Origin of the sequence: Sphingomonas sp. ERG5 (assembly GCF_000803065.1) — a bacterium.
Classification (GTDB): domain Bacteria; phylum Pseudomonadota; class Alphaproteobacteria; order Sphingomonadales; family Sphingomonadaceae; genus Sphingomonas.
Genome location: NZ_JSXI01000027.1, coordinates 50,382 through 70,412 on the forward strand (window position 1 = coordinate 50,382; position 20,031 = coordinate 70,412).

Annotated in this window: 21 protein-coding genes; 9 read left to right on the forward strand and 12 right to left on the reverse strand. The window is 64.2% G+C overall.

Annotated features, from left to right (window positions below; genetic code table 11):
* The first annotated feature begins 130 nt into the window (after nucleotides 1-130).
* On the forward strand, nucleotides 131-733 hold the full coding sequence (gene wrbA / locus OO12_RS11265) for an NAD(P)H:quinone oxidoreductase (RefSeq protein WP_034158789.1): 603 nt from the start codon (nucleotides 131-133) through the stop codon (nucleotides 731-733).
* A gap of 60 nt (nucleotides 734-793) precedes the next feature.
* Here the strand turns inward: wrbA and OO12_RS11270 are convergent, their stop codons facing one another.
* Nucleotides 794-1,600 carry a M15 family metallopeptidase gene (locus OO12_RS11270; protein ID WP_235364758.1) on the reverse strand — a complete coding sequence of 269 codons (807 nt, stop codon included), beginning with the start codon at nucleotides 1,598-1,600 and terminating at the stop codon, nucleotides 794-796.
* Nucleotides 1,601-1,646: 46 nt separating this feature from the next.
* Between OO12_RS11270 and OO12_RS11275 the strand changes: the two genes are divergently transcribed.
* Nucleotides 1,647-2,294 carry an RluA family pseudouridine synthase gene (locus tag OO12_RS11275; RefSeq protein WP_034158790.1) on the forward strand — a complete coding sequence of 216 codons (648 nt, stop codon included), beginning with the start codon at nucleotides 1,647-1,649 and terminating at the stop codon, nucleotides 2,292-2,294.
* Here the strand turns inward: OO12_RS11275 and OO12_RS11280 are convergent.
* Together OO12_RS11280 and OO12_RS11285 are read right to left on the reverse strand one after the other, a co-directional pair.
* On the reverse strand, nucleotides 2,284-2,697 hold the full coding sequence (locus OO12_RS11280; RefSeq protein ID WP_034158791.1) for a hypothetical protein: 414 nt from the start codon (nucleotides 2,695-2,697) through the stop codon (nucleotides 2,284-2,286). The genes OO12_RS11275 and OO12_RS11280 overlap by 11 nt on opposite strands.
* A gap of 59 nt (nucleotides 2,698-2,756) precedes the next feature.
* Complete coding sequence (locus tag OO12_RS11285; RefSeq protein WP_160296786.1) at nucleotides 2,757-3,353, reverse strand: hypothetical protein; 597 nt, start codon at nucleotides 3,351-3,353, stop codon at nucleotides 2,757-2,759.
* A 228-nt stretch (nucleotides 3,354-3,581) separates the two neighbouring features.
* Between OO12_RS11285 and OO12_RS11290 the strand changes: the two genes are divergently transcribed.
* Together OO12_RS11290 and OO12_RS11295 are read left to right on the forward strand one after the other, a co-directional pair.
* Nucleotides 3,582-6,029: a TonB-dependent receptor gene (locus tag OO12_RS11290; protein ID WP_082006489.1), complete on the forward strand. Its 2,448-nt coding sequence runs from the start codon at nucleotides 3,582-3,584 to the stop codon at nucleotides 6,027-6,029.
* A 12-nt stretch (nucleotides 6,030-6,041) separates the two neighbouring features.
* Nucleotides 6,042-6,869: a TOBE domain-containing protein gene (locus OO12_RS11295; protein ID WP_052215762.1), complete on the forward strand. Its 828-nt coding sequence runs from the start codon at nucleotides 6,042-6,044 to the stop codon at nucleotides 6,867-6,869.
* Between the two features lie 34 nt (nucleotides 6,870-6,903).
* Here the strand turns inward: OO12_RS11295 and arfB are convergent, their stop codons facing one another.
* Nucleotides 6,904-7,326: an alternative ribosome rescue aminoacyl-tRNA hydrolase ArfB gene (arfB, locus tag OO12_RS11300; RefSeq protein WP_034158846.1), complete on the reverse strand. Its 423-nt coding sequence runs from the start codon at nucleotides 7,324-7,326 to the stop codon at nucleotides 6,904-6,906.
* Between the two features lie 64 nt (nucleotides 7,327-7,390).
* On the opposite strand from arfB, the gene OO12_RS11305 reads away from it, so the two are divergent.
* Nucleotides 7,391-8,137: a hypothetical protein gene (locus OO12_RS11305; RefSeq protein ID WP_034158793.1), complete on the forward strand. Its 747-nt coding sequence runs from the start codon at nucleotides 7,391-7,393 to the stop codon at nucleotides 8,135-8,137.
* Between the two features lie 56 nt (nucleotides 8,138-8,193).
* Here OO12_RS11305 and OO12_RS11310 read toward each other — a convergent pair whose 3' ends face one another.
* Together OO12_RS11310 and OO12_RS11315 are read right to left on the reverse strand one after the other, a co-directional pair.
* On the reverse strand, nucleotides 8,194-8,826 hold the full coding sequence (locus tag OO12_RS11310) for a Vgb family protein (RefSeq protein WP_034158794.1): 633 nt from the start codon (nucleotides 8,824-8,826) through the stop codon (nucleotides 8,194-8,196).
* A gap of 21 nt (nucleotides 8,827-8,847) precedes the next feature.
* A complete protein-coding gene (locus OO12_RS11315; RefSeq protein WP_034158795.1) occupies nucleotides 8,848-10,068 on the reverse strand; it encodes a hypothetical protein in 1,221 nt (406 codons plus the stop codon).
* Between the two features lie 96 nt (nucleotides 10,069-10,164).
* Here OO12_RS11315 and OO12_RS11320 point away from each other — a divergent pair, with 96 nt between their 5' ends.
* Nucleotides 10,165-10,611, forward strand: a complete 447-nt coding sequence (locus tag OO12_RS11320) for an SRPBCC family protein (protein ID WP_034158796.1) — start codon at nucleotides 10,165-10,167, stop codon at nucleotides 10,609-10,611.
* Nucleotides 10,612-10,668: 57 nt separating this feature from the next.
* Nucleotides 10,669-11,172 (forward strand): SRPBCC family protein, encoded by a 504-nt coding sequence (locus tag OO12_RS11325; protein ID WP_034158847.1) that lies wholly within the window; start codon nucleotides 10,669-10,671, stop codon nucleotides 11,170-11,172.
* Nucleotides 11,173-11,192: 20 nt separating this feature from the next.
* Here OO12_RS11325 and OO12_RS11330 read toward each other — a convergent pair whose 3' ends face one another.
* From OO12_RS11330 to OO12_RS11345, 4 genes are all read right to left on the reverse strand, one after another.
* Nucleotides 11,193-12,716 carry a tryptophan halogenase family protein gene (locus tag OO12_RS11330; RefSeq protein WP_235364759.1) on the reverse strand — a complete coding sequence of 508 codons (1,524 nt, stop codon included), beginning with the start codon at nucleotides 12,714-12,716 and terminating at the stop codon, nucleotides 11,193-11,195.
* A 131-nt stretch (nucleotides 12,717-12,847) separates the two neighbouring features.
* Nucleotides 12,848-14,152: a cation:proton antiporter gene (locus OO12_RS11335; protein WP_034158798.1), complete on the reverse strand. Its 1,305-nt coding sequence runs from the start codon at nucleotides 14,150-14,152 to the stop codon at nucleotides 12,848-12,850.
* A 172-nt stretch (nucleotides 14,153-14,324) separates the two neighbouring features.
* Nucleotides 14,325-14,507, reverse strand: coding sequence for a hypothetical protein (locus OO12_RS11340; RefSeq protein WP_034158799.1), 183 nt, complete (start codon nucleotides 14,505-14,507; stop codon nucleotides 14,325-14,327).
* A gap of 28 nt (nucleotides 14,508-14,535) precedes the next feature.
* Complete coding sequence (locus OO12_RS11345) at nucleotides 14,536-15,888, reverse strand: FAD/NAD(P)-binding protein (RefSeq protein WP_034158800.1); 1,353 nt, start codon at nucleotides 15,886-15,888, stop codon at nucleotides 14,536-14,538.
* A gap of 244 nt (nucleotides 15,889-16,132) precedes the next feature.
* On the opposite strand from OO12_RS11345, the gene OO12_RS11350 reads away from it, so the two are divergent.
* The gene (locus OO12_RS11350) at nucleotides 16,133-16,618 is read left to right on the forward strand and encodes a GAF domain-containing protein (RefSeq protein ID WP_034158801.1); all 486 of its coding nucleotides are present in this window, start codon (nucleotides 16,133-16,135) and stop codon (nucleotides 16,616-16,618) included.
* Between the two features lie 113 nt (nucleotides 16,619-16,731).
* On the forward strand, nucleotides 16,732-17,772 hold the full coding sequence (locus OO12_RS11355) for an RcnB family protein (RefSeq protein ID WP_152616362.1): 1,041 nt from the start codon (nucleotides 16,732-16,734) through the stop codon (nucleotides 17,770-17,772).
* Between the two features lie 369 nt (nucleotides 17,773-18,141).
* Here the strand turns inward: OO12_RS11355 and OO12_RS11360 are convergent, their stop codons facing one another.
* The gene (locus tag OO12_RS11360; protein ID WP_034158802.1) at nucleotides 18,142-19,446 is read right to left on the reverse strand and encodes a M28 family peptidase; all 1,305 of its coding nucleotides are present in this window, start codon (nucleotides 19,444-19,446) and stop codon (nucleotides 18,142-18,144) included.
* A 53-nt stretch (nucleotides 19,447-19,499) separates the two neighbouring features.
* Nucleotides 19,500-19,955, reverse strand: a complete 456-nt coding sequence (locus OO12_RS11365; RefSeq protein WP_034158849.1) for a universal stress protein — start codon at nucleotides 19,953-19,955, stop codon at nucleotides 19,500-19,502.
* Nucleotides 19,956-20,031 lie beyond the last annotated feature (76 nt).

The window sequence follows — 20,031 nt, forward strand, 5'->3', positions numbered from 1 at the left end:
CTTCCCCGCCCCCCACGGGGAAGTCGAAGGGCCTGATCGCTCCCCCTCTTGATCGGCCCTTCCCAACCCCCTCCCGCTTTGACCCCTGATGGCGGGAGGGGGGCACTCATCAACCGAAAGGAAATGTCCCATGACCAAGGTTCTCGTGCTCTATTACTCGTCCTACGGCCATCTCGAGCAGATGGCGGACGCCGTCGCTGAAGGTGCGCGCGCTGGCGGTGCCGAGGTGGATATCCGTCGCGTTCCCGAAACCGCACCGCCCGAAGTTGCCGCCGCCGCGGGCTTCAAGGCGGATATCTCGCACCCGGTGATCGAGGGAATCAGCGCGCTGGCCAATTACGACGCGATCGTGATCGGCGCACCGACCCGGTTTGGGCGCATGCCCAGCCAGATGGCGTCGTTCCTCGATCAGGCCGGCGGGCTGTGGATGAGCGGTGCGCTGCACGGCAAGGTCGGCGGTGCCTTCACCTCGACCGCGACTCAGCATGGCGGTCAGGAGACCACCCTGTTCTCGATCATCACCAATATGCTGCACTTCGGCCTGACCATCGTCGGGCTCGATTATGGTTTCCAGGGCCAGATGGGCGTGGATGAGGTCAAGGGCGGATCGCCTTATGGTGCGACGACGATCGCCGATGGCAATGGCAGCCGCCAGCCCAGTGCGACCGAACTCGATGGTGCGCGCTATCAAGGCAAGCGCATCGCCGAAACCGCGGCCAAGCTCGCCGCCTGAACCACTGATCCGCATCTCGACGGCCGGTCGATCCCAATGGGTCGGTCGGCCGTTCGCGTATCAGGGCTTGATTGGCGTCGGTATCGGCGCGGCTGTTGGTGTCGATATCGGCGCAAAGGGATTGGGCGGCTGGCGCATGATGTGCAGCCAGGAATCTGCGGTGTCGACCACTGCGGGCTTGGCCGGGAAGCTCGTACGGGCCTTGGCGAAGACCGCGCGGGCGGTCGCGGCACCGGACGCTTTCGGTGACGTTCCCACCCAGCGCCAGTGCCACGGCTCCCAGGTGACGGCTTGCGGATTGCCGATCGGGAACGACAGTTCGAAACCATATTCTCGCGCATGCGCCAGCAGCCAGCGGCCCGCCGGAGTCAGCGAGATGCAGGCATCGACATCGGGGCAGCCGGGCGCGGGGCGCAGGCCGAAATCCACTGCATAGCCGGTCGAATGCTCGCTATATCCCGGCGGCGCCACGACCCGCGCGCGTTCGAGCGCATTGGCGTACAGCTTGCCGGGGCCGACGGGGCCGCAGAACACCGCGCGTTGCCGCTCGATCGACCGGTAGCACGACACTGCGCGCAACGTGCCGGCAATTTCGGGTACTTCACGCGTCGCGCGGATCAGCCGGGTCAGGTCGACCGCGGCGGCGCGCTGGATCAGGCATTGGCCAAGCGCAAAGCCTGGTGGCGCGGCGACCATGTCCGACGTCAAGGCATCGCCATAAGGCAAATGGCCAAGGACGCGGCCGTCGGCGCTGGGAAAGGCGATCTGGTCGACGCAGAGCTGCACGGGTGCGGCAAGCGCGAGTGTGGGGATCAGCCCGGCCGCGCAAGCGGCAAGGGCGATGAGATGTTTCAATAGGGTTCGCACGCCTGTTCCTCTGGCATGAGCGCGCGCGGAGTGGCAAGGGCGTGTCATGCTTGCAAATCATGTTCTGTTTCTCGACGGCGAAGCGCTGGTCATCGACAAACCCGCCGGGCTTCCGGTCGATCGCCCGCGCGATGGCTCGATCAGCCTTGAAAACCATCTCGACGGCCTGAAGTTCGGCTTCAAGCGCTGGCCGGTCGCGGTCCATCGGCTCGACCGTGACACCTCGGGTTGCCTGCTCCTGTCGCGCAATCCCAAGGCGCATGCCCGCTTCCAGCAGGCGTTCGAGCAAGGCTTGGTCAAGAAACGCTATCTCGCGGTGCTCGAAGGCGTGCCCGAAGGTGAAAGCGGCATGATCGACCTGGCGCTGGGCAAGACCAGCACGGCGGAGGATGGCTGGCGCATGCGTGGCGATCCCGCCGGCAAGGCGGCACGCACCGGCTGGCGCTTGCTTGCGGTCAAGGATGGTCGCTCCTTCGTCGAGTTCACGCCCGAAACCGGCCGTACCCATCAGATCCGCGTCCATGCGGCCGAAGTGCTCGGCGCACCGGTGGTCGGCGATCCGATCTATGGTAGCGGCGGCAAGCATAGCCTGCTGCATGCCGCATCGCTTACCGTGCCGCGCGAGGGCAAGGATCCGATCATCGCCGAGGCGCCCTTGCCGGCGCGGTTTGCAGAGGCCGGGTTTACGCTCTGACGTTCGCGTTCATTTCGGGCGTGGTTTCGTTCGGCATTTCCCAGGATGTCGGCAGGTCGCGGAAATGGCCCCAACGCGCCCAGTCGACGCCCTCACCGCCAGGGCGCGACGCCAAACCCCATTCCGGGGGATCCGGCCATCCGAACCAGCAATTTTGGATGAGAAGCAGGTCCTCGCCCCCGAACGAGGCGAAAAACTCCACATCAGCTGCGCGGAACCAATCCTCCTGCTCGCCAAAAATACCTTCGGGCGGAAAGGTTTTCCAGGGCAACCGCTGCCACACGATGGGCGTGGTCGCGCGCCGGTGAAAACCGCGCTCCTGCGCATCGGCTGCATCCGCAGCCATGGGCCAGGGAGCGGGTTCCCATTCGGGGGCGATTGCATCGCGTCGATAGATGGCCATCACCTAAGGTGAAGCGAGATCGGGGATTCTGCAACGTGCGGTTTGCCCGGGGGCGACCTTTATTCCGCGGGAGCGAGTGGAAAAATTTCCGACGGCAGGACAATCGTCGCATACATCAGTGAAGAGAGCTGGGCCGGCGTAAGCGCCGATGGCTCACGGTCGGGCCGATCGACTGTCGCCGCAATCGCATGTGCCAGCCATAGCGCAAGCGCGATTTCGGCGAGCAGCTGCCGATTATAGCCGGGCAGCGCGACCAGGGCGAAATAGCTCAGCCACAGCCGATCGATATCGGCGAGATAGGCCGGATCGCTGAAATAGCTGACGGCCATACCATACTCGGCCAGGAGGACCCGTATTGCTTCCCGTAACCCGTCACGCCAGGCGACGGCATCGCCGACTGGCTGGCAATATAGCGCCGCGATTTTCGGGAAGTCGTGGATCGGTGCCGGCAGTTGTTTGAAGCTGGCGACAAAGCTGTCGCCATAGGGAGCTTCGCCGGCGATGAACGCGCCGGCGGCATTCTGGGCGGCGCCCTGTTCCGATCGTGCGGTGACCAGCGCGGTGTAGAAGGGGGCGGGTGACCCCGGAGCGTTATAGTCGATGAAGCCAGGAGCCAGCGTCTTCTCGCTTCCGGAGAACGCCAGATCGTGGTCCATCCCGAATTCAATGACGTGACGATCCATCGTGTTCCCCATCCCGTTCGATGGACGCTGATACCCGGCGGTCCCTTGCGAGGAAAGCGCAATGAGCGATGCGCGCGAGGCGTTCGGCCCCTGGAGCGGGAAGTCGTCCATCGCACCATTCAGACAGAATCCGATCCAATTAGTCTCTCGCGGATTATCGTAAAATCGTTATGTGGCTCAGCACCATAACGGGGAAACATCATGGCCGCGTCATTCGGGAAGTTGTTGTTGCTCGCCAGCGTCTGCCTGCCGACCGCCGCACTGGCGAAAACGCCGGTCACGCCGTCGAGCGCTGCCCCGACCGTCACCGATGAAGCCCAGCCGGCCGATGCGGCGGACAGCGATATGGACATATTGGTCACGGCGCGCCGTCGTGCCGAGGACGCGCAGAAAATTCCCGGCAGCCTGTCGGTCATCAGCGGCGCGCTGCTCGACCGGTCCTACACCGTCAATACGCAGCAATTGTCGCAGCTGGTCCCCGCGCTGAACTACAGCTCGGCCAATCCACGCAACACCGCCTTCACCATTCGCGGCCTCGGCAGCAGTGTGGTGGCGGTCAGCCAGGCCAATGACGGGCTTGAACCGGGCGTCGGCTATTATGTCGATCAGGTCTATCATGCCCGGCCCGCGACCGCGGCGTTCGACTTCAGCGATATCGAGCGGGTCGAGGTCCTACGTGGGCCGCAGGGCACGTTGTTCGGCAAGAACAGCACTGCCGGCGCGATCAACATCACCACGCGCGCGCCGACTTTCGATACCGAAGGGACAGCGGAGCTCAGCTATGGCAGCTTCAACTTCGTCCAGGCCAAGGCGGCGGTGTCCGGTGCGCTGGTCGGCGATACGGTTGCCGGCCGCCTGTCGGTGGTCAGCACGCGGCGCGATGGCGTGATCGACAATGTGCGTACCGGCGGCCACAACAATGCGATCGGCAATCAGGCGATCCGCGGACAATTGCTGTTCCGGCCGTCCGAAGACCTGTCGATCCGCCTCAGCGCCGACTTCACCAATTTCGAAAGCAATTGCTGCACTCAGGTCTATTACCGTGTCGCCGAACGGCCCGGAACGCTGCGCACGCCCGCACGGCAATATCCCGCGCTTGCAGCGCATTTCGGCTATACGCCGCCGAGCCTCAATCCCTATGACCGCAAGACCGACATCGACGCGAAACTCGGCGTGAAGACCAATGAAGGCGGCGTTGCGGCGATCGCCGACTGGAATGTCGGGCCGGTCACGCTCACGTCGGTCAGCGCGTGGCGCTTCTGGAACTGGGATGCGGCGAATGACCGCGATTATACCGGCATCCAGATCCAGACCGAGCAACACATCCCGTCGCGCCAGGATCAGTTCAGCCAGGAACTGCGTTTCGCATCGAATGGCGACGGCGCGCTGAGCTATGTCGGCGGGCTCTATTTCTTCCGCCAGCGCGTCATCGGGCGGCCGATCTCGATCTATGGCGCCGACGCCGCCTATTGGCTGATCGGCCCGACCACGGCCACGCCGATTCCACCGGGTAGCCCGGCGGGCACGCCAACCCCGCCGCCGACACCAGTGCCCGGTACTTTGCTTGACGGTTATGGCACTGACGGCCGCACCGATTTCCAGTCGAACAGCTATGCAGCGTTCGGCGAGGTCAATTGGCGCCCGATCGATCGGCTGACGCTGACCGGCGGCCTGCGCTACACCTATGAGGATAAGAAGGGCAGCTACGACACTTTCGTGTTCGGTGGATTGCCGACCGGCAACACTGCGCTGATCAACGCCAAGCTCTCGATCCTGCGCGGCCAGAGCTATAAGGCGAAGGTCAATGACGGCAGCCTGACCGGCCGGGCCAACATCACCTACGCCTTCACCGATGACGTGCTTGGCTATGCGAGCTTCGCGCGCGGCGCAAAGTCGGGCGGGATCAATATGTCGGGCCTGCCGCTCAATGGCGCGAACCTGCCCGCGCTCAACACCGCCGTCGTCCGCCCCGAACAAAATACCAATTATGAGATCGGCCTGAAGACGCGGCTGTTCGACCGGCGGCTGATCTTCAACATCGATGGCTTCTACACGCGGGTGACCGACTTCCAGGCCAATGTCACCGATCAGCGCGCGGCAGCGGCGCTGCGCACCTATCTCGCCAACATCCCGCGCGTGACGGTCAAGGGGTTCGAGACCGATGCGACCGCCGCCGTCACGTCCAATCTGACATTGCGGGCGAGCGTTGCCTATGCCGATGGCAAATACGCCTCTTATCCGGCGGGGCCGTGCCCGATCGAGCGGATCGGCAACAGCACCACGGTCTGCGATCTGACCGGCCAGCAACTGCCCAGCCTGCCGAAATGGGCCTATACGCTGGGCGCCGACTACACCCAGCCGCTTGGCGCTATCGGCAGTGCCTTTCTGCACGCGGATTCCAACACCCGCACCCGCCAGCTCGGCGATCCGACGGGATCGGCCTATACCGTCATCGACGGCTATACCGTGGTCAATGGCAGCATCGGCTTCCACTCCGCGCATGGCTGGGAACTGGCGGTGTTCGCGCGCAACCTGTTCGACAAGGATTATATCCAGAACGTCACTATCCAGGCGGGTAATTCCGGCCTGATCCTGGCAACGCCCAGCGACCCGCGCACCATCGGGATTACGTTTCGCGCGCAGCGATGAGTATAGGGAGGCATGACCGTGCCTCCTGATCAAGACTCGTCCGGTTCGATTGACGGCGTGCATGCTACCATCACGCTGCAAAAGCCGCAGGCAGGGCGAGTGGGTGCCGATCGCATCGCGCTGCTCCGCGCCATTCGTCGTGGCGGTTCGATCAGCCAGGCCGCGCGCGACATTGGCCTCAGCTATAAGTCGGCCTGGGACGCGGTGCAGATCCTCAACAATCTGTTCGATCGCCCATTGGTGCTGCCTTCGGCCGGCGGCAAGGATGGCGGTACGAGCCTGATCACCCCGGCTGGCGAGATCGTGCTCGACGCCTATGATGCGGCCGAGGCAGAACTCGCCGGCACCATGGCGCGGCTCGAAACCGAGCTGGCGCATGGGCTGTCGCTCAAGCCATTATTATGGGGAATCGCCATGAAGACGAGTGCACGCAACACATTGCGCGGTACGGTCACCCGCGTCACGCCCGGTGCGGTCAATGCCGAGATCGTGCTCGAGATCGCGCCCGGCGTCGAGATCGTCGCGATCATCACGCGGGAAAGCGCGATCGACCTCGATCTCGCCCCCAGCAAGATCGCGCTCGCGCTGATCAAGTCGAGCTTCGTCATCCTGGCGCAGGGCGATGCGTCGCTGCGCACCTCGGCGCGCAACACGCTCGCGGGCACTGTGGTCCGGCGCGAGGACGGCCCGGTGAGCAGCGAGATCGTGCTCGAAATGAGTGAAGGCAAAACGTTGACCGCGACCGTGACGCGCGAGAGCGCCGAAGCGCTGGACCTCCGGATCGGCAGTCACGCACTCGCGCTGATCAAGGCGAGCCATGTGATTCTGGCGATCGAGTGACGGGCGGCCTGCGTCGACGAAACCCCGTTGTCGTTCAATCGATCGGCTTGCCGCGCAAGCTCTTCACCGTCGACCGCTTGGCCTTGCCTTCCATGCGCCGTGCCTTGGCCGCCTTGGACGGTCGGGTCGGGCGGCGCTTCTTTGGCACGATCGTCGCTTCGCGGATCAGCTCGAACAACCGTTCGCGCACTTCCTGGCGGTTGAGCAATTGCGACCGCGCGCCTTCGCTTTTCAACACCAGCACGCCGTCGCGAGTCAGCCGGCTTCCCGCGAGCAATTCCAGCCGCGCCTTCACCATTTCGGGCAGATTGGGTGAATTGCGCACGTCGAAGCGCAGCATCACCGCTGAATCGGTGGTGTTGACCGATTGGCCGCCGGGGCCCGAGGACCGGGCGAAGCTTTCTTCCAGTTCGTCGCTGTCGATGGCGATCGATCGGGTCACGGGGAGCAGGGGCATCGAACCATCTTCCGGGGCAGGGTGGGGCGTTCCATAGCCGAACTCGGCAGTGTATGTCGCCTCCATGGCCAAAGCTGTATCATCGCCACCCGTTGCGCCACGCGCTGCTCCATCGCCCGCTGGCCCGTCACCGAAACCGCTGCGGCGCTACACCAGCCTGCCGGTGCTGCTCGACACCTTGCTCAATCGGCGCCTGACCCTGGTCAGCTATTCGACTTGGAAGGACGCCAATGACCGCCGTTCGATGGAGGTGTACCAGGAGACGATGCACTACGGCTTTGTCGGCGCGATCTGCCTGACCGAGGCGCCCGAGACATTCCATCACTGGCAGGTATTTGCCGGCGATACTTCCGGCGTCTGCGTCCAGTTCGACCGCGCGCATTTCGAACAGGTGATCGCCGCTACCCCGCACTGCCTGTTCGCGCCGATGCGCTATGTGAAGATCGACGAGATCGCCAAGATCGACGCATCGGATATTCACAGCCTGCCGTTCCTGAAACGCCGCGGTTTCATCGACGAGGCCGAATTGCGCGTCGTCGGGCATGCGGTCGAACCGGTCACGGCGCTGCATATCGATATCGGCCCGGCCGTGCTGCGCCAGGTCACCTTCAGCCCGTTCATGCATCCCGAACTGGTCGCCTCCGCCCGCGCGGTGATCCATGGCATCCCGGGCTGGGAGAAATTGAAGATCATCCAGTCGCGGCTGACCGACAGCGAACGCTGGCAACGCGCGCTGTCTTCATTCCCGCGACGGCATGGGGTGGTTTATGGCGATGCGCCGGCGGCGGATACGGACTCCGAACCCGGCTGAGTTGTCAAATGGCCAAGGCAATCGGGCCTTGCGGGACGATCGTCGGTAGCGCTGCTTCACACTGGCCGGGCAACGACCCGCACTTTGCCGCTGGCGCCACCACCGCAGAAAAATCGGTCGATGCCGTCAAACTCCAGCCCCGATATCATGGCATCTCCAGGCATCTCGATCGTTTCGAGTATCTCTCCCGTTTTGGGGTCGATGCGCCGCAGATCGCTGTTGTCACCTTCCCAGGTGCCATGCCACAGATCGCCATCCGCCCAGGTCACGCCAGTGACGAAGCGATTGGAGTCGATGCTGCGCAGAACCTTCCCCGTTTTCGGGTCGACCTGATGAATCTTGCGGGCTTGATACTCGCCCACCCAAAGCATCCCTTCGGCAAAGGCGAGGCCGGAGTCGCCGCCGCCGCCCGGGGCCGGGATCGTCGCGACCAATTCGCCGGTCCTGAAGTCGATCTTCTGGATGCGGTCCTCGGCGATCTGGAACAAATGCTCGCCGTCAAAGGCGGTGCCGGCATGCGCGGCGAGATCGATCGATCGCACGACATCGCCGTTTTCCGGATCGAACGCGTTCAGCGTGTCGCCAGCGGCGAACCAGACACGCTGGCCGTCATAGGAAACGCCGTGCACCGCCGCCACGCCGGGGAAGGGGCCGTATTCGCGGATAATCTCAGCTGCCGATTGCTTCATGTCTCTCTCCTTGCCGACACCTTAGCCGCCCGGCAGCGGACCGGGGAGTAACAAGCTTGTCGTGAATCCGGTGGGCGGCGGGGCGATCCAGCGCCGGGCGCGCCCATTGCCATAGGGCTGGGCCTTGCCGGCTGCGGCCAGCGTCTCAAGCGCGCGCTGAACGGTCCGCTGACTCGCATCGAGCGCGAGCGCCAGCGCTGAGCTCGACCATGCCTCGCCATCCGCAAGGAATGCGAGCACCGCTGCATGTTCATCATCGACGGGTGGGGCCAGCACCACGATGTCACTCGCACCGTGCGGCGTGAGGGCAAATCCGCGCTTGGTCGCGGTCACCTCGGCAAAGGCTTTGAGCTCCCTGCGCAGCCGGCCGATCTCGACGCGCAGGCGCATGCGGTGCGATTCATCGGCCTCTTTCGCCCGGAACGCGTGCCGGACGAGCGCATCCCGCGTAACGTCGCCCGGCCATGCCCGGCCAAGCGCGAGCGCAAGTGCGAACAACACCGGACGCGTCGCCAGCGACACTCTGATGTCTTTCCGCCGCACCACGTACCGGCAGGCATCGATCACCAGCGCGTCGGTCGCCAGCAGCGCTTCGACGTCCTCAAGCAGCAAGAGCCGCTCCTCACCTCGCGCGATGAGGCGCGCCGCCGGCTTGGCCAGGAGATCGACGGCTGTCTCGACTTCAGCCCTGAGCCCGGGAATGAGCGCATAGCGTGCGGCCTGCCTGGCCCTGACCAGCGCGATGCGTGCCTGTTCCGTGCGGAGGCGCCGCATCGCGATTCCGGCGATGACCAGTTCATGAGCTGCGCGTGACGCGGGCGGGAAGGGTCTGGGATCGAGGTCGGCGAGCAGGCGCTCAGCCTCGTCCAGCCGACCGATCAGGACGAAGCGCCGGATTTCGAGGTGCCGGGCATGCGCGGCGTTCAGCACATCGCCGCGCGCTTCGAGCAATGCCTGCGCCGCGCCCAGCGACTTTGCCGGCCAGCCAAGGTCGCGCGATACCAGCGCGATCTCGGCTTGGGCGACGACGCACCGTGCCCGCGCCACTGGCTCGTTCGGGCCAAAGGCGCGCTCCGCCCTGATCAGCAATGCCTTGGCGCGATCAAGGTCGCCGAGTTGCGCCATGGCGATGCCGCGCAGCGCGAGTGCCGGCGCATCCTCGCGCAATGCGATGCGATTGAGCGCGCCGAGAATGTCGCCGCTGGCCAGCGCCCGCGCCGCGGCGGTGATCAGCGAGTCCATTCAAATCCCGACACGATTGTCACTCTCACTGCCCGGCGCTCCGGCCTTACCTCGATCTCACCGCCGCAGTGCGGCTGCACCCAGAGGATACTTTAAATGCCTGATATTCTGCACAAGGTCGCGATCAAAGCGTCGCCGGCCGAAACCTACAAGGCCCTGACCACGATGGATGGCCTTGCCGGATGGTGGACCACCGATACGAAAGGTGAAGGCAAGGTCGGAAGCCTCATCCATTTCCGTTTCGCCGATCGCGGCGCCATCGACATGAAGATCGCCGAGCTCGACGCCGACAAGCATGTCCTGTGGGAGGTCGCCTCCGGTCCTGACGCCTGGGGTGGCAGCAAGCTGAGCTTCGACCTCGCCCAGGACGATGATTTCACCATCCTCCTCTTCAAGCACAAGGACTGGAAGGAAGCGTCCGAGTTCATGCACCATTGCAGCACCAAATGGGCGATGTTCCTGATGAGCCTGAAGGCATTCGTGGAAACCGGGCGCGGCGCGCCGTTCCCGAACGACGTCCATATCTCGAACAAGGGCGATTGACGCCGGGGCCGGCGCTGCCGGCCCGCCCCCATCATGTTCAAAAGACAGGACACAATCATGACCGATCGCAACTTCACCATCCGCTTCACCGTGGACCAAAGCCCGGAAACCGTCGTCGCGGCGATCAACAATGTCCGCGGTTGGTGGTCCCACGGCATTGTCGGCAATGCCGACCGGGTCGGCGCCCGATTCACTTATGCCGCACTTGATCTGCATCGGTGCGACCTTGCGGTGACCGAGATGGTCCCCGGCAAAAAAATCGCCTGGCTCGTGCTCGACAATTATTTCAGCTTCACTCGGGATACGACCGAGTGGACAGGCACCAGCATGGTCTTCGAGATCGCCCGCATCGGCGACCAGACGGAGGTCCGGTTCACGCATGTCGGTCTGGTCCCAGACTATGAATGCTACGACATCTGCCACGACGGCTGGACCACCTATATCCAAAGCCTGGGCCAGCTGATCACGACCGGAAAAGGCAACCCCAATATCGGTGAGCCCATGACCGACACCGAGGTGGCGCTCGTTCAAGCGCGCGCGGGCGCTCTTACCGCCGGCTAGAACCGCGATCGGTTCGGCAGTCAGGCCATGGTCCGCGGCGGCGGCGGTGCAGCGCGACAATATTGTTCCACATAAGCCTGATGCGCGGGCAGCGTGGCGACGGTTCTGGCGACAGTGTCGCGCAAGGTCGTGAGCAGCCGATTCAGTTCCTCCGCGCCCAGCTTCTCCGCGATCGGGTGATAGGCGCGCGGCATGATCCCTTGCCCCATCATCACCTGCACCCAGCTGTTTTCCGCGAACAGCTCCTCATTCTTGCGGAAAACACGGCCGGTCTCGCGGAACAGTTCGATCTTTTGGGCGAGCGAGTCCGGAATCTCCATGTCGATGCAATGCCGCCAGAACGGGCTGTCGCGGCGCTCGGTCGCCTTATAGTGCAGGATGATGAAGTCACGGATTTGCGTGATGTCCTGCAATTGCTGTTCGTTGAATTCCGCGGCGTCGCGTTCGCTGACCCGACCGTTCGGCATCAGCCGGATGATGCGCAGCACGGCGCGCTGGATGAGATGAACGGTGGTTGCCTCGAGCGGCTCGACAAAACCGCCAGCCAGCCCGACCGCGACACAGTTGCGATACCATTGCCGCCGCCGCACGCCGCCCTTGAAGCTGAGATGGATGGGCTCGATCAGCGGTTCGCCCACGCTGGAGACCAGTCGATCGAGCGCCGCATCGCGTGAGAGATAACGGCTGCAATAAACGATGCCGCTGCCCATGCGATGCTGCAACGGGATGCGCCACTGCCACCCGGCATCATGCGCGATCGCCTGGGTATAGGGTTGCGGCGGCCCGAGATGCCTGGTCTGCAGTGCGATGGCGGAATCGTTCGGCAGCCAATGGGTCCAGTCCTCGAAACCGGCATGCAATGCGCCCTCGATCAGCAATCCGCGGAAACCGGTGCAGTCGATGAAGAAGTCGCCTTCGATCCGGCGATCGCCTTCCAGCACCAGCGCGGCGATGTCGCCGCTTTCCCCATCCAGCTCCACACGGGCGATCTTGCCCTCGATGCGTTTCGCACCGTCCGCTTCGGCCAGCTTGCGCAAATACCGGCCATAGAGCGTGGCATCGACATGATAGGCATAGTTCATCCGGTCGTCGGGCAGGTGCGCGAATTTGCCCTGCAACCCGGCCACCAGTTCCAGGCAATAATCGTCATAGGATTGTTCGTGCCCGCGCGTCCGGCCGTGAAGCCAGAAATGCTGGAAGCCCGCTGACCAATGATCCTTTCCCGACAGTCCGAAGCTGTGGAAATACCGGTCTCCGTCCTGCTTCCAATTGTCGAACAGGATGCCCAGCTTGAATGTCGCCTGGGTCTCCCGCATGAATTCGGGCTCGGGGATTCCCAGGATACGGTTGAAATTCACCAGCGGTGGAATGGTCGATTCTCCGACTCCGATCGTCCCGATCGCTTCGGATTCGACGATGGTCAGGTCGACAGCGGCGCCCAGCGTTCGCGCGATCGCTGCCGCCATCATCCAACCCGCAGTTCCACCGCCCGCGATCACGATCCGGCGCGTTTGCTTGTCCCTGCCGATCATTGCTTGAGGCATGGCTGAGTCAGGGCGGCGTCATCGCTGCCGAGGATGTGATTGCAGAGCATCGCGTTGAACTCCCTCATCTTGGCTTCAATTCGGCGATCCCCGACGATCGCGCCTTGTGACTCTCTCTTCGAACCTGCAGGTCAGACGATCGGCGCGACGGTCGGCGGCGCGACCGCCTCCTCGTCTTCGTTCAGTGCGCCCAGCACGCCGCTCGCCCGTGCCTTTCGGCCATAAACCAGCTCGAACAACGGTGACGCCATCAATGTCGTGACCAGCGCCATGATCACCAGCATGGAGAATAGCGCAGGGCCGATGATTCCCTTCTGCAGTCCGATGTTGATGATGATGAGCTCCATCAGCCCGCGCGCGTTCATCAGCGCTCCCACCGCCATCGCGGTCGGATTATCCTGTCCGGTAAGGCGGGCGGCGGCCCAGCAGGCACCGCCCTTGGCAAGGATCGATCCAGCGAGGATCACGCCGGCCACGGCGGCCAGTTCGATGCTGCTCACCATCGAAAGCTGCGTGTTCAGGCCGGAAAAAGTAAAGAACATCGGCACCAGCAAGGCGATGGTGAATGGCTCGAGCTGTTTCTTGAGCTCGTTGCTCAACAGGCCGCGTGGCATCGCCACGCCCAGCAGAAAACCGCCGAATACCGAATGAAGCCCGGCCGCATCCATCGCCCAGGCGCTCAGCATGAACAATCCGATGACCGTTGCGAGTAACGGCGGTGTGACCCGCCCGTCGCGCTCGGCCCAGCGTGCGAGCGGCGCCAGCAACCGCGAGCCCAGGGTCAGCATGAAAAAGGCGAACAGGCCACCGCCGATCACCGCCTTCATCGCCAGGGCGGGGCCACCGCCAAAGCTGGCCAGCACGATCGCCAGCACGGTCCAGGCACCGGCATCGTCGATCGCCCCGGCCGAAAGCGAGAGGGCACCAAGCGGCGTCCGGGACAATCCGCGCTCCTGCACGATCCGCGCAAGCACCGGGAAGGCGGTGATCGAGATCGCCGCACCCATGAACAATGTCGCCTGCATTGCGCCGATGCCGGTTCCGAACAGGCCAAGGGTCAACAGCCAGGGCGTGAGCGCCACAGCGACGAGGAACGGCGCGATCATGCCCGACACCGATACCGCCACCGCACTGCGGGCGTTGGACCTGAAATGGTCGGTGCGGAACCCGAGGCCGACGAGGAACATGTACAGCCCGATGCCGAGCTGAGCGCCGACATAGAGGACCGATTTGGTGTCCTTGGGAAACAGGAAATGCTGCAGGTCGGGCGCGATCAATCCGAACAGGGAAGGGCCCAGGATAATGCCGGCGATCATCTCGCCGATCACCTGTGGCTGATCAAACAGGCGCTTCATCAACCACCCCGTCAAACGGCAGGCGGCGACAATGACAAACATCTGCAGGAAGAACGCGACGCTCAATTCAGTCGGGCTCATTTTCCCCCATCTCCTGGCTCGCCCCCGGCTTTGCGCGGGTGATCGTCAGGGCAGAGGAAACGACGAACCTGTCAGGGGACAAGCTGTATTTGGATCATCGGCGGCACGGGTAATCCGATTTTTGCCATTCGTTCGCAATCTGTTGCCGGCAGGGCACAATGTAGTGATGTGCCTACATGGGAACGTTATCAATTTCGCTGGCACCGGTCGCGCAGATGAGTGCCGCGACGGCGGAAAAATAGCCTGGGCGTGGTGGGCGATTCGTGACGATGCGCAAGTTGTCGCCTTCGCCGGGGAGGCGCGGCGCCAGGTCGATCACCAGCGAAATCCATGATGCCGCAGCCAGCGCCTTCATCCCATGGGCTCAGCCGTCTCCGGTTTATCTAAAGACCCTCGCCACCAACCCATTGAGCATTCGACAGGCGCCGCGCGAGAGTCCAAGTCTGAACCCGGATGTCCGGCACCGCGACGATTTCCCAGAACGCACCACGGGTCATCGGGCCGAGCGCATGCAACCATGGGCTGGCTTCCCCATCCGCCCCGATGACGCGAGCCTGATTGTCCACGTCGATGCCGATCCGCGCCGCATCGGGCCTGATCATGCCGCTGTCACGCAGGGTTGCGAGCAGCGGCTCGTCCGACCGCTGCAGATCTCCTTGCGGCCCGGTGCAATTGACGATGCGATTGACGCGCATCGTTTCGGGGTCGCTTTTCCCGCGGCGCCTGAACCCCAGTTCGACCCCATCGCCATCGGCATGAAACCAGAGCGTCCTGGCCGCCATCGTCGACAACTGCCCGCGCGATCGGATCGCCTCGAACCGATCCGCAACCTCGGGCGCGAGCCGATGCCGGTGCACATCCCACCACGGCCGCAGGTGACGCAGCATGCGCGCCTTTTCGTCCGTGCTGGCATTGGCCCACATGGTCTGGGTGTAGGGGCGAAGTTCGTCGATCGCCTGTCGCCAGCCGATCTGGTCGCTCCGGCGTCGAACCGCCCTGACGAGCGCGGACGCCACGGTGCCGGGGCGGGTTCCGAGCATCTTCCACGGCGCGACCGGCGGTGCATGGCGGTGCGGCGTCAGCCCGCGTCGCGACAGCGCGATGATCCGCCCGGCAAAGCCTCGGGCTTCGAGGAGCAGTGCGATATCGATCATGGTGAGGCCCGTACCGATCAGCATCACGGTGTCGTCCGGGCGCAGGCCATCCGGGACCAACGGATCCCAGGGGTCCGCCATATAGAGCGGCGCACCGATCGATGCCGCGTCGAGTCCGGGGGGATCGTGCGGCGGCAAATTGCCCATGGCGAGCACGACGGCATCGGCCGCGATCCCGTGCCCGTCGCGCATCCGCACCCGGGCCCGTCCATCATGGTCGAGCGAGACGGCATCGCCGCGTATCAGCCGCAAGCGATCGCCGCTCTTCGCCAGCGTCTCATCGAGCAATGTGCGGAGATAGGCGCCATAGATCATGCGCGGCACGAATGCCCCGGCCGCATTCGGCACGCCCTGTGCTTCCAGCCAGCGGACGAAATGGTCCGGCTCGTCCGGAAAGGCGCTCATATTGCCGGCGCGCACGTTCAGCACATGATCGGGATGCGCCGCGCCATAGGCCAGCCCCAGGCCGGCAACCGGAGCGCGTTCGATCAGCGTCGCTCTTGGCCCGCCATGACGCAGCAGGTTGATTGCCTGGAGCGTGCCCGAAAAGCCCGCTCCGATAATCGCGACATGGTCGATCAAGCTTCGGCTCCAACCCTCGATACGTCCCAACCGCCTCGTCGAAGCAGTGCCGCAGCCGGTGCCGTACCGGCCCGCCGCGAAACGCTCAACGTGATAACGAGACTGCCGGGTCCGGAGCGCCCTGCGTCATCGGGCCCGATCGGCCGGCGTCGGGCACCTCTTCGCCCTTGCGGCGACCAGGGCCTGCCCTCATCTTGCGAACCGAAACGATAGCCGACATGACGCCCGGCCAAGAGGAATTCCAATGTTCGACTTCGCGATCAAGGCCGGGTCAAAGGCCGAGCTCTATCATGACCTCCATGCCGCGCTCGATGCGCTGACCGGCGATGAACCCGACGCGATCGCTAACATGGCCAACACTGCCGCGCTGATCTGGGAATATCTCCCCGATCTGAACTGGGCCGGCTTCTACCGCGCGATTGATGGCGAACTGGTGCTCGGGCCGTTCCAGGGCAAGGCGGCGTGCATTCGCATCGCCATGGGCAAGGGCGTGTGCGGCACGGCGGCGGCGATGCGCGAGACGCTATTGATCGATGATGTCCACGCCTTTCCCGGTCATATCGCTTGCGATGCGGCGAGCCGGTCGGAACTGGTCGTACCGGTCATCCATGACGGACGGCTGATTGGGGTGCTCGATCTCGACAGCCCCAATCCCGCGCGCTTCGATGCCGAGGATGCCGCCGGTTGCCAGAAACTGGTCGCGCTGATCGCGGGCCGGATCGCGCGCTGACCCGTTCCGGGACATTCTGAATTCTGGTGAAAAACCGCCGGAAATGGTAACTCTTCCGTTAAGAATGATCGAGGTCGTGCGGAGGGTACGGCATCTTATCGGGAGTGTTTACCATGCGAACCCTCATAATTGCTGCCTTTACGCTGATGCTGGGCTCCACCACGGCGCCAGCCGATGCGCAGCGACTCGAGTCGCGGACGACCACTACGGGTGGTACCTTCAATCAAACGTCCAGCCAGCCGGCGATGCCGCAACAAGGGCGTCCGATGCAGTGGAACGGCGGCAACCGCGCCAATAATGGTCAGCGCTGGAATGGCGGCAACCAGCGTTGGAACGGCAACAATCAACGCTGGAATGGCAGCCAGCGCTGGAACGGCAACAACCAGCGCTGGAATGGTGGTCAACGCTGGAGTGGCGGGCAACGCTGGGGCGGTCAGGTCAGCGGCCGCTGGTATGGCGGATCGCGCGCACCCGGTGGCTGGAACGCCTATCGCCGTCCGGTGCGCGGCTGGACCCTGCCGCGCTACTGGATCGCGCCGACCTTCTTCATCGGCGATTATTCGTCCTACGGCCTGTCGAGCCCGCCGCGCGGCTATAACTGGACGCGCTATTATGACGACGCGGTGCTGACGGACAGCCGCGGCCAGGTCTGGGATTCGGTCAGCGGCCTCGATTGGGATCGCTATAATGACGGCTATAGCGACGATCAGTACGGCCAGGATGGCAGTGACGGATATGGCTATGCCGATGGCAATGACGGCGAGGAATATCTGCGTCAGGATTATTCATCCGCGCCGCAGCCCTATGGCGCGCGCTACGCCCAACCGGCGTACCGGAGCGAATATCGCGAGCCGTCGGTGGTCTATGCTCAGCCACGCGAAGTCTTGCAGTCGCGCGGTTATGACGGGTCGAGCTATTCCAACACGACCTATGCCGGCGGCGGCTATGCCCAGACCGGCTATATCAGCGGCGGTTATTGGTATCCGCCGGTGACCACCACGACGGTGTCGGTGCAGTCCGCGCCGATCATTCAAACTACGACCACCGAATATATCGACGAAGTGACCTACACGCCGCGCAAGGTCTACACCAAGAAGAAGGTATGGCGGGCAAAGCCGCGCCGCCAGTGCGCCTGCAATTGCGGTTGCCGCTGATTGGCTGAGCCTTCCCTTCGGGGATGAACGCTGGATCGAGCGCCGTGCTGGAAACCCCTGCACGGCGCTTTGTCGTTTCCGCCTGATTCAACATCGATCGCGGCCATGCCAGCGTCGCGCCGTCCGGCACCTTGATCGGTGCCGTCCGGCTCTTTCTCATGATGAAGAATATCCGATGATCCGGGTCCCCTGTTTCGATGGAAACAGGTCATCTCCGGCCTGTTATCCGACCTGTTATTCACCTGTTTTGGAATAACAGGTGGGGCGGCATCATCATCTTGATACTGCACGGTAAATCGGGCGCGGAAATCCAACTGAACGGGCGAAAAAAATTTGTGCGGAATAACAGGCGAATCAGGTGGATGGTCTTCAGCGCTTTTCGCGCTCGCCGAATGTCACCAGGCTCTCATCGCCTTTGGCTGAAAGCGCCGAGACGCCGATGAAATTATCGTCGACCGGCACGTCTTTCAGGACGGTGCCCGGTGTCGTCACATCCACTGCCTTGCTCCAGTTCTGCGCGTCGCTGCGCCGCCAGCGCACACGATAGCCTGCGGCGCCGGGGACCGCCTCCCATTTGACGCTCGTGTCACGCGACAGCGCGCCCGACAGGGTGACGGTTGTCGGCGCGGCGGGGGCGGCGGCAAGGCGGCGGATCGTCGCGACATTGATTGCGGTGACCTTGGCGAGATAGGCGAAGTCCATCCGGTCCGGCGTGTCGCCATAACGCACGCCATTCTCGGTGCGCAGATCCTGATGCTGCGCGTCCCAATTCTCGACCGCCGAGGTAAAGCGGATCGCGGGAAAGCCGAGCTTCAGGAACGGCTCATGGTCGCCGCCGCGCCCGAACCGGTCGGGCCGGCGCGCGACGAACACGTCGAGACCGGCGGGCAGGGTCGCGGCGATGCCGTCGACCGCCTTGGCGAGCGCGCGCGACGGGCCGTCATCCTCACCGCCGGACGCACGGCGCGCGATCTGCGCGGCCAGATCCTCCGACGCGCGAACGCCTTCCGAAAACACCCGCACCCGGTCGGCGACGCGCACGCCGCCCTGGCCCAGGCTGTTGCCGACAATGTCGTTGTTGAGCATCGCGCTCACGGTCCATTTCTTCTGCTGCGCGGTTTCGGCGAGCAATTGGCCGCCCCACAGTCCCTGTTCCTCGCCCGACAACAGGGCATAGACGATCGTCGCCTTGAACTTCTGCTTCGACAGGATGCGTGCGGCTTCCAGCACCAGCGCGGTGCCGGAGCCATTATCGTTGGCGCCGGGCGCGTCGCTCGTCGCGTTCATTTCGTTGCTCACGCGGCTGTCGATATGCGCCGCGACGATGACGACGCGAGTCGGCTCCTCGCCTTGCTGGAAACCAAGCACATCGACGACATTGACGCCATCCGGTGCGCGCGGCCCGACAAAGGTGCGCGCGATATTGGCGACGGTGATGCAGCCGTTGCAGGCATCGGCAATGCGAGTCAGCTCGGCGCCCGCCCAGCCGCGCGCCGCATCGATCCCGCGCCCCGGCTTGTCGGGGGTCGAGGTGGAGAGAGTATGGCGCGTGCCGAAGCCGACCAGCTTCTCGACCGTCGCCTTGAGGCGCGCCGGGTCGGGTGCTTCCTGTGCCGCGGCGGGCGTGGTGGCGGTCAGGGCGGAGAGCAGCGCGGCGGCGGGGAGGTATCGCATCCCGTCATGATGACGGGGCAGATGGGGCAGAGCAAGCGCCCAGCTTGATCGGTTCAGCTCAACCGGTCGATCGCGTTGCGGTCCAGCGATCCCGGAATGATCATCAGCGGGATCGGCAGCGCGCCCGCATCGGTGCCGGCGAAATGGCTGACCAGCGGGCCGGGGGCGCCGGTGGCAGCGGCGCCGAGCACCAGCGCCGCGATGTTGGGATTTTCGGCGATCAGTTCGCGGATGATCTTCGGGCCATCGCCCTGTTTCAGCGTGATCGTCGGGCGCAGGCCCGATTCCTCCATCAGCGTGCCGGCGGCGCCCGCGACCAGGGCCTCGGCATGGAGGCGCGCCTCCTCCTCGATCGTCGCCTGGACGCCGCCCCATTGCACGAAATCGACCGTCGGTAGCAGAGTCAGGATTTCCACCCCGCCGCCGGTCTTGACTGCCCGGCGCGCCGCAAAGCGCAGCGCGATCAACGCTTCCGGGCTCTCATCGATCACCACCAGATAGACACGCATGTCATCGCTCCCCTGCTGCACATAGGTGACGCGATGGCGCATCATGCGCAAGTGGCGCGGACCCGCCGCGACCCGT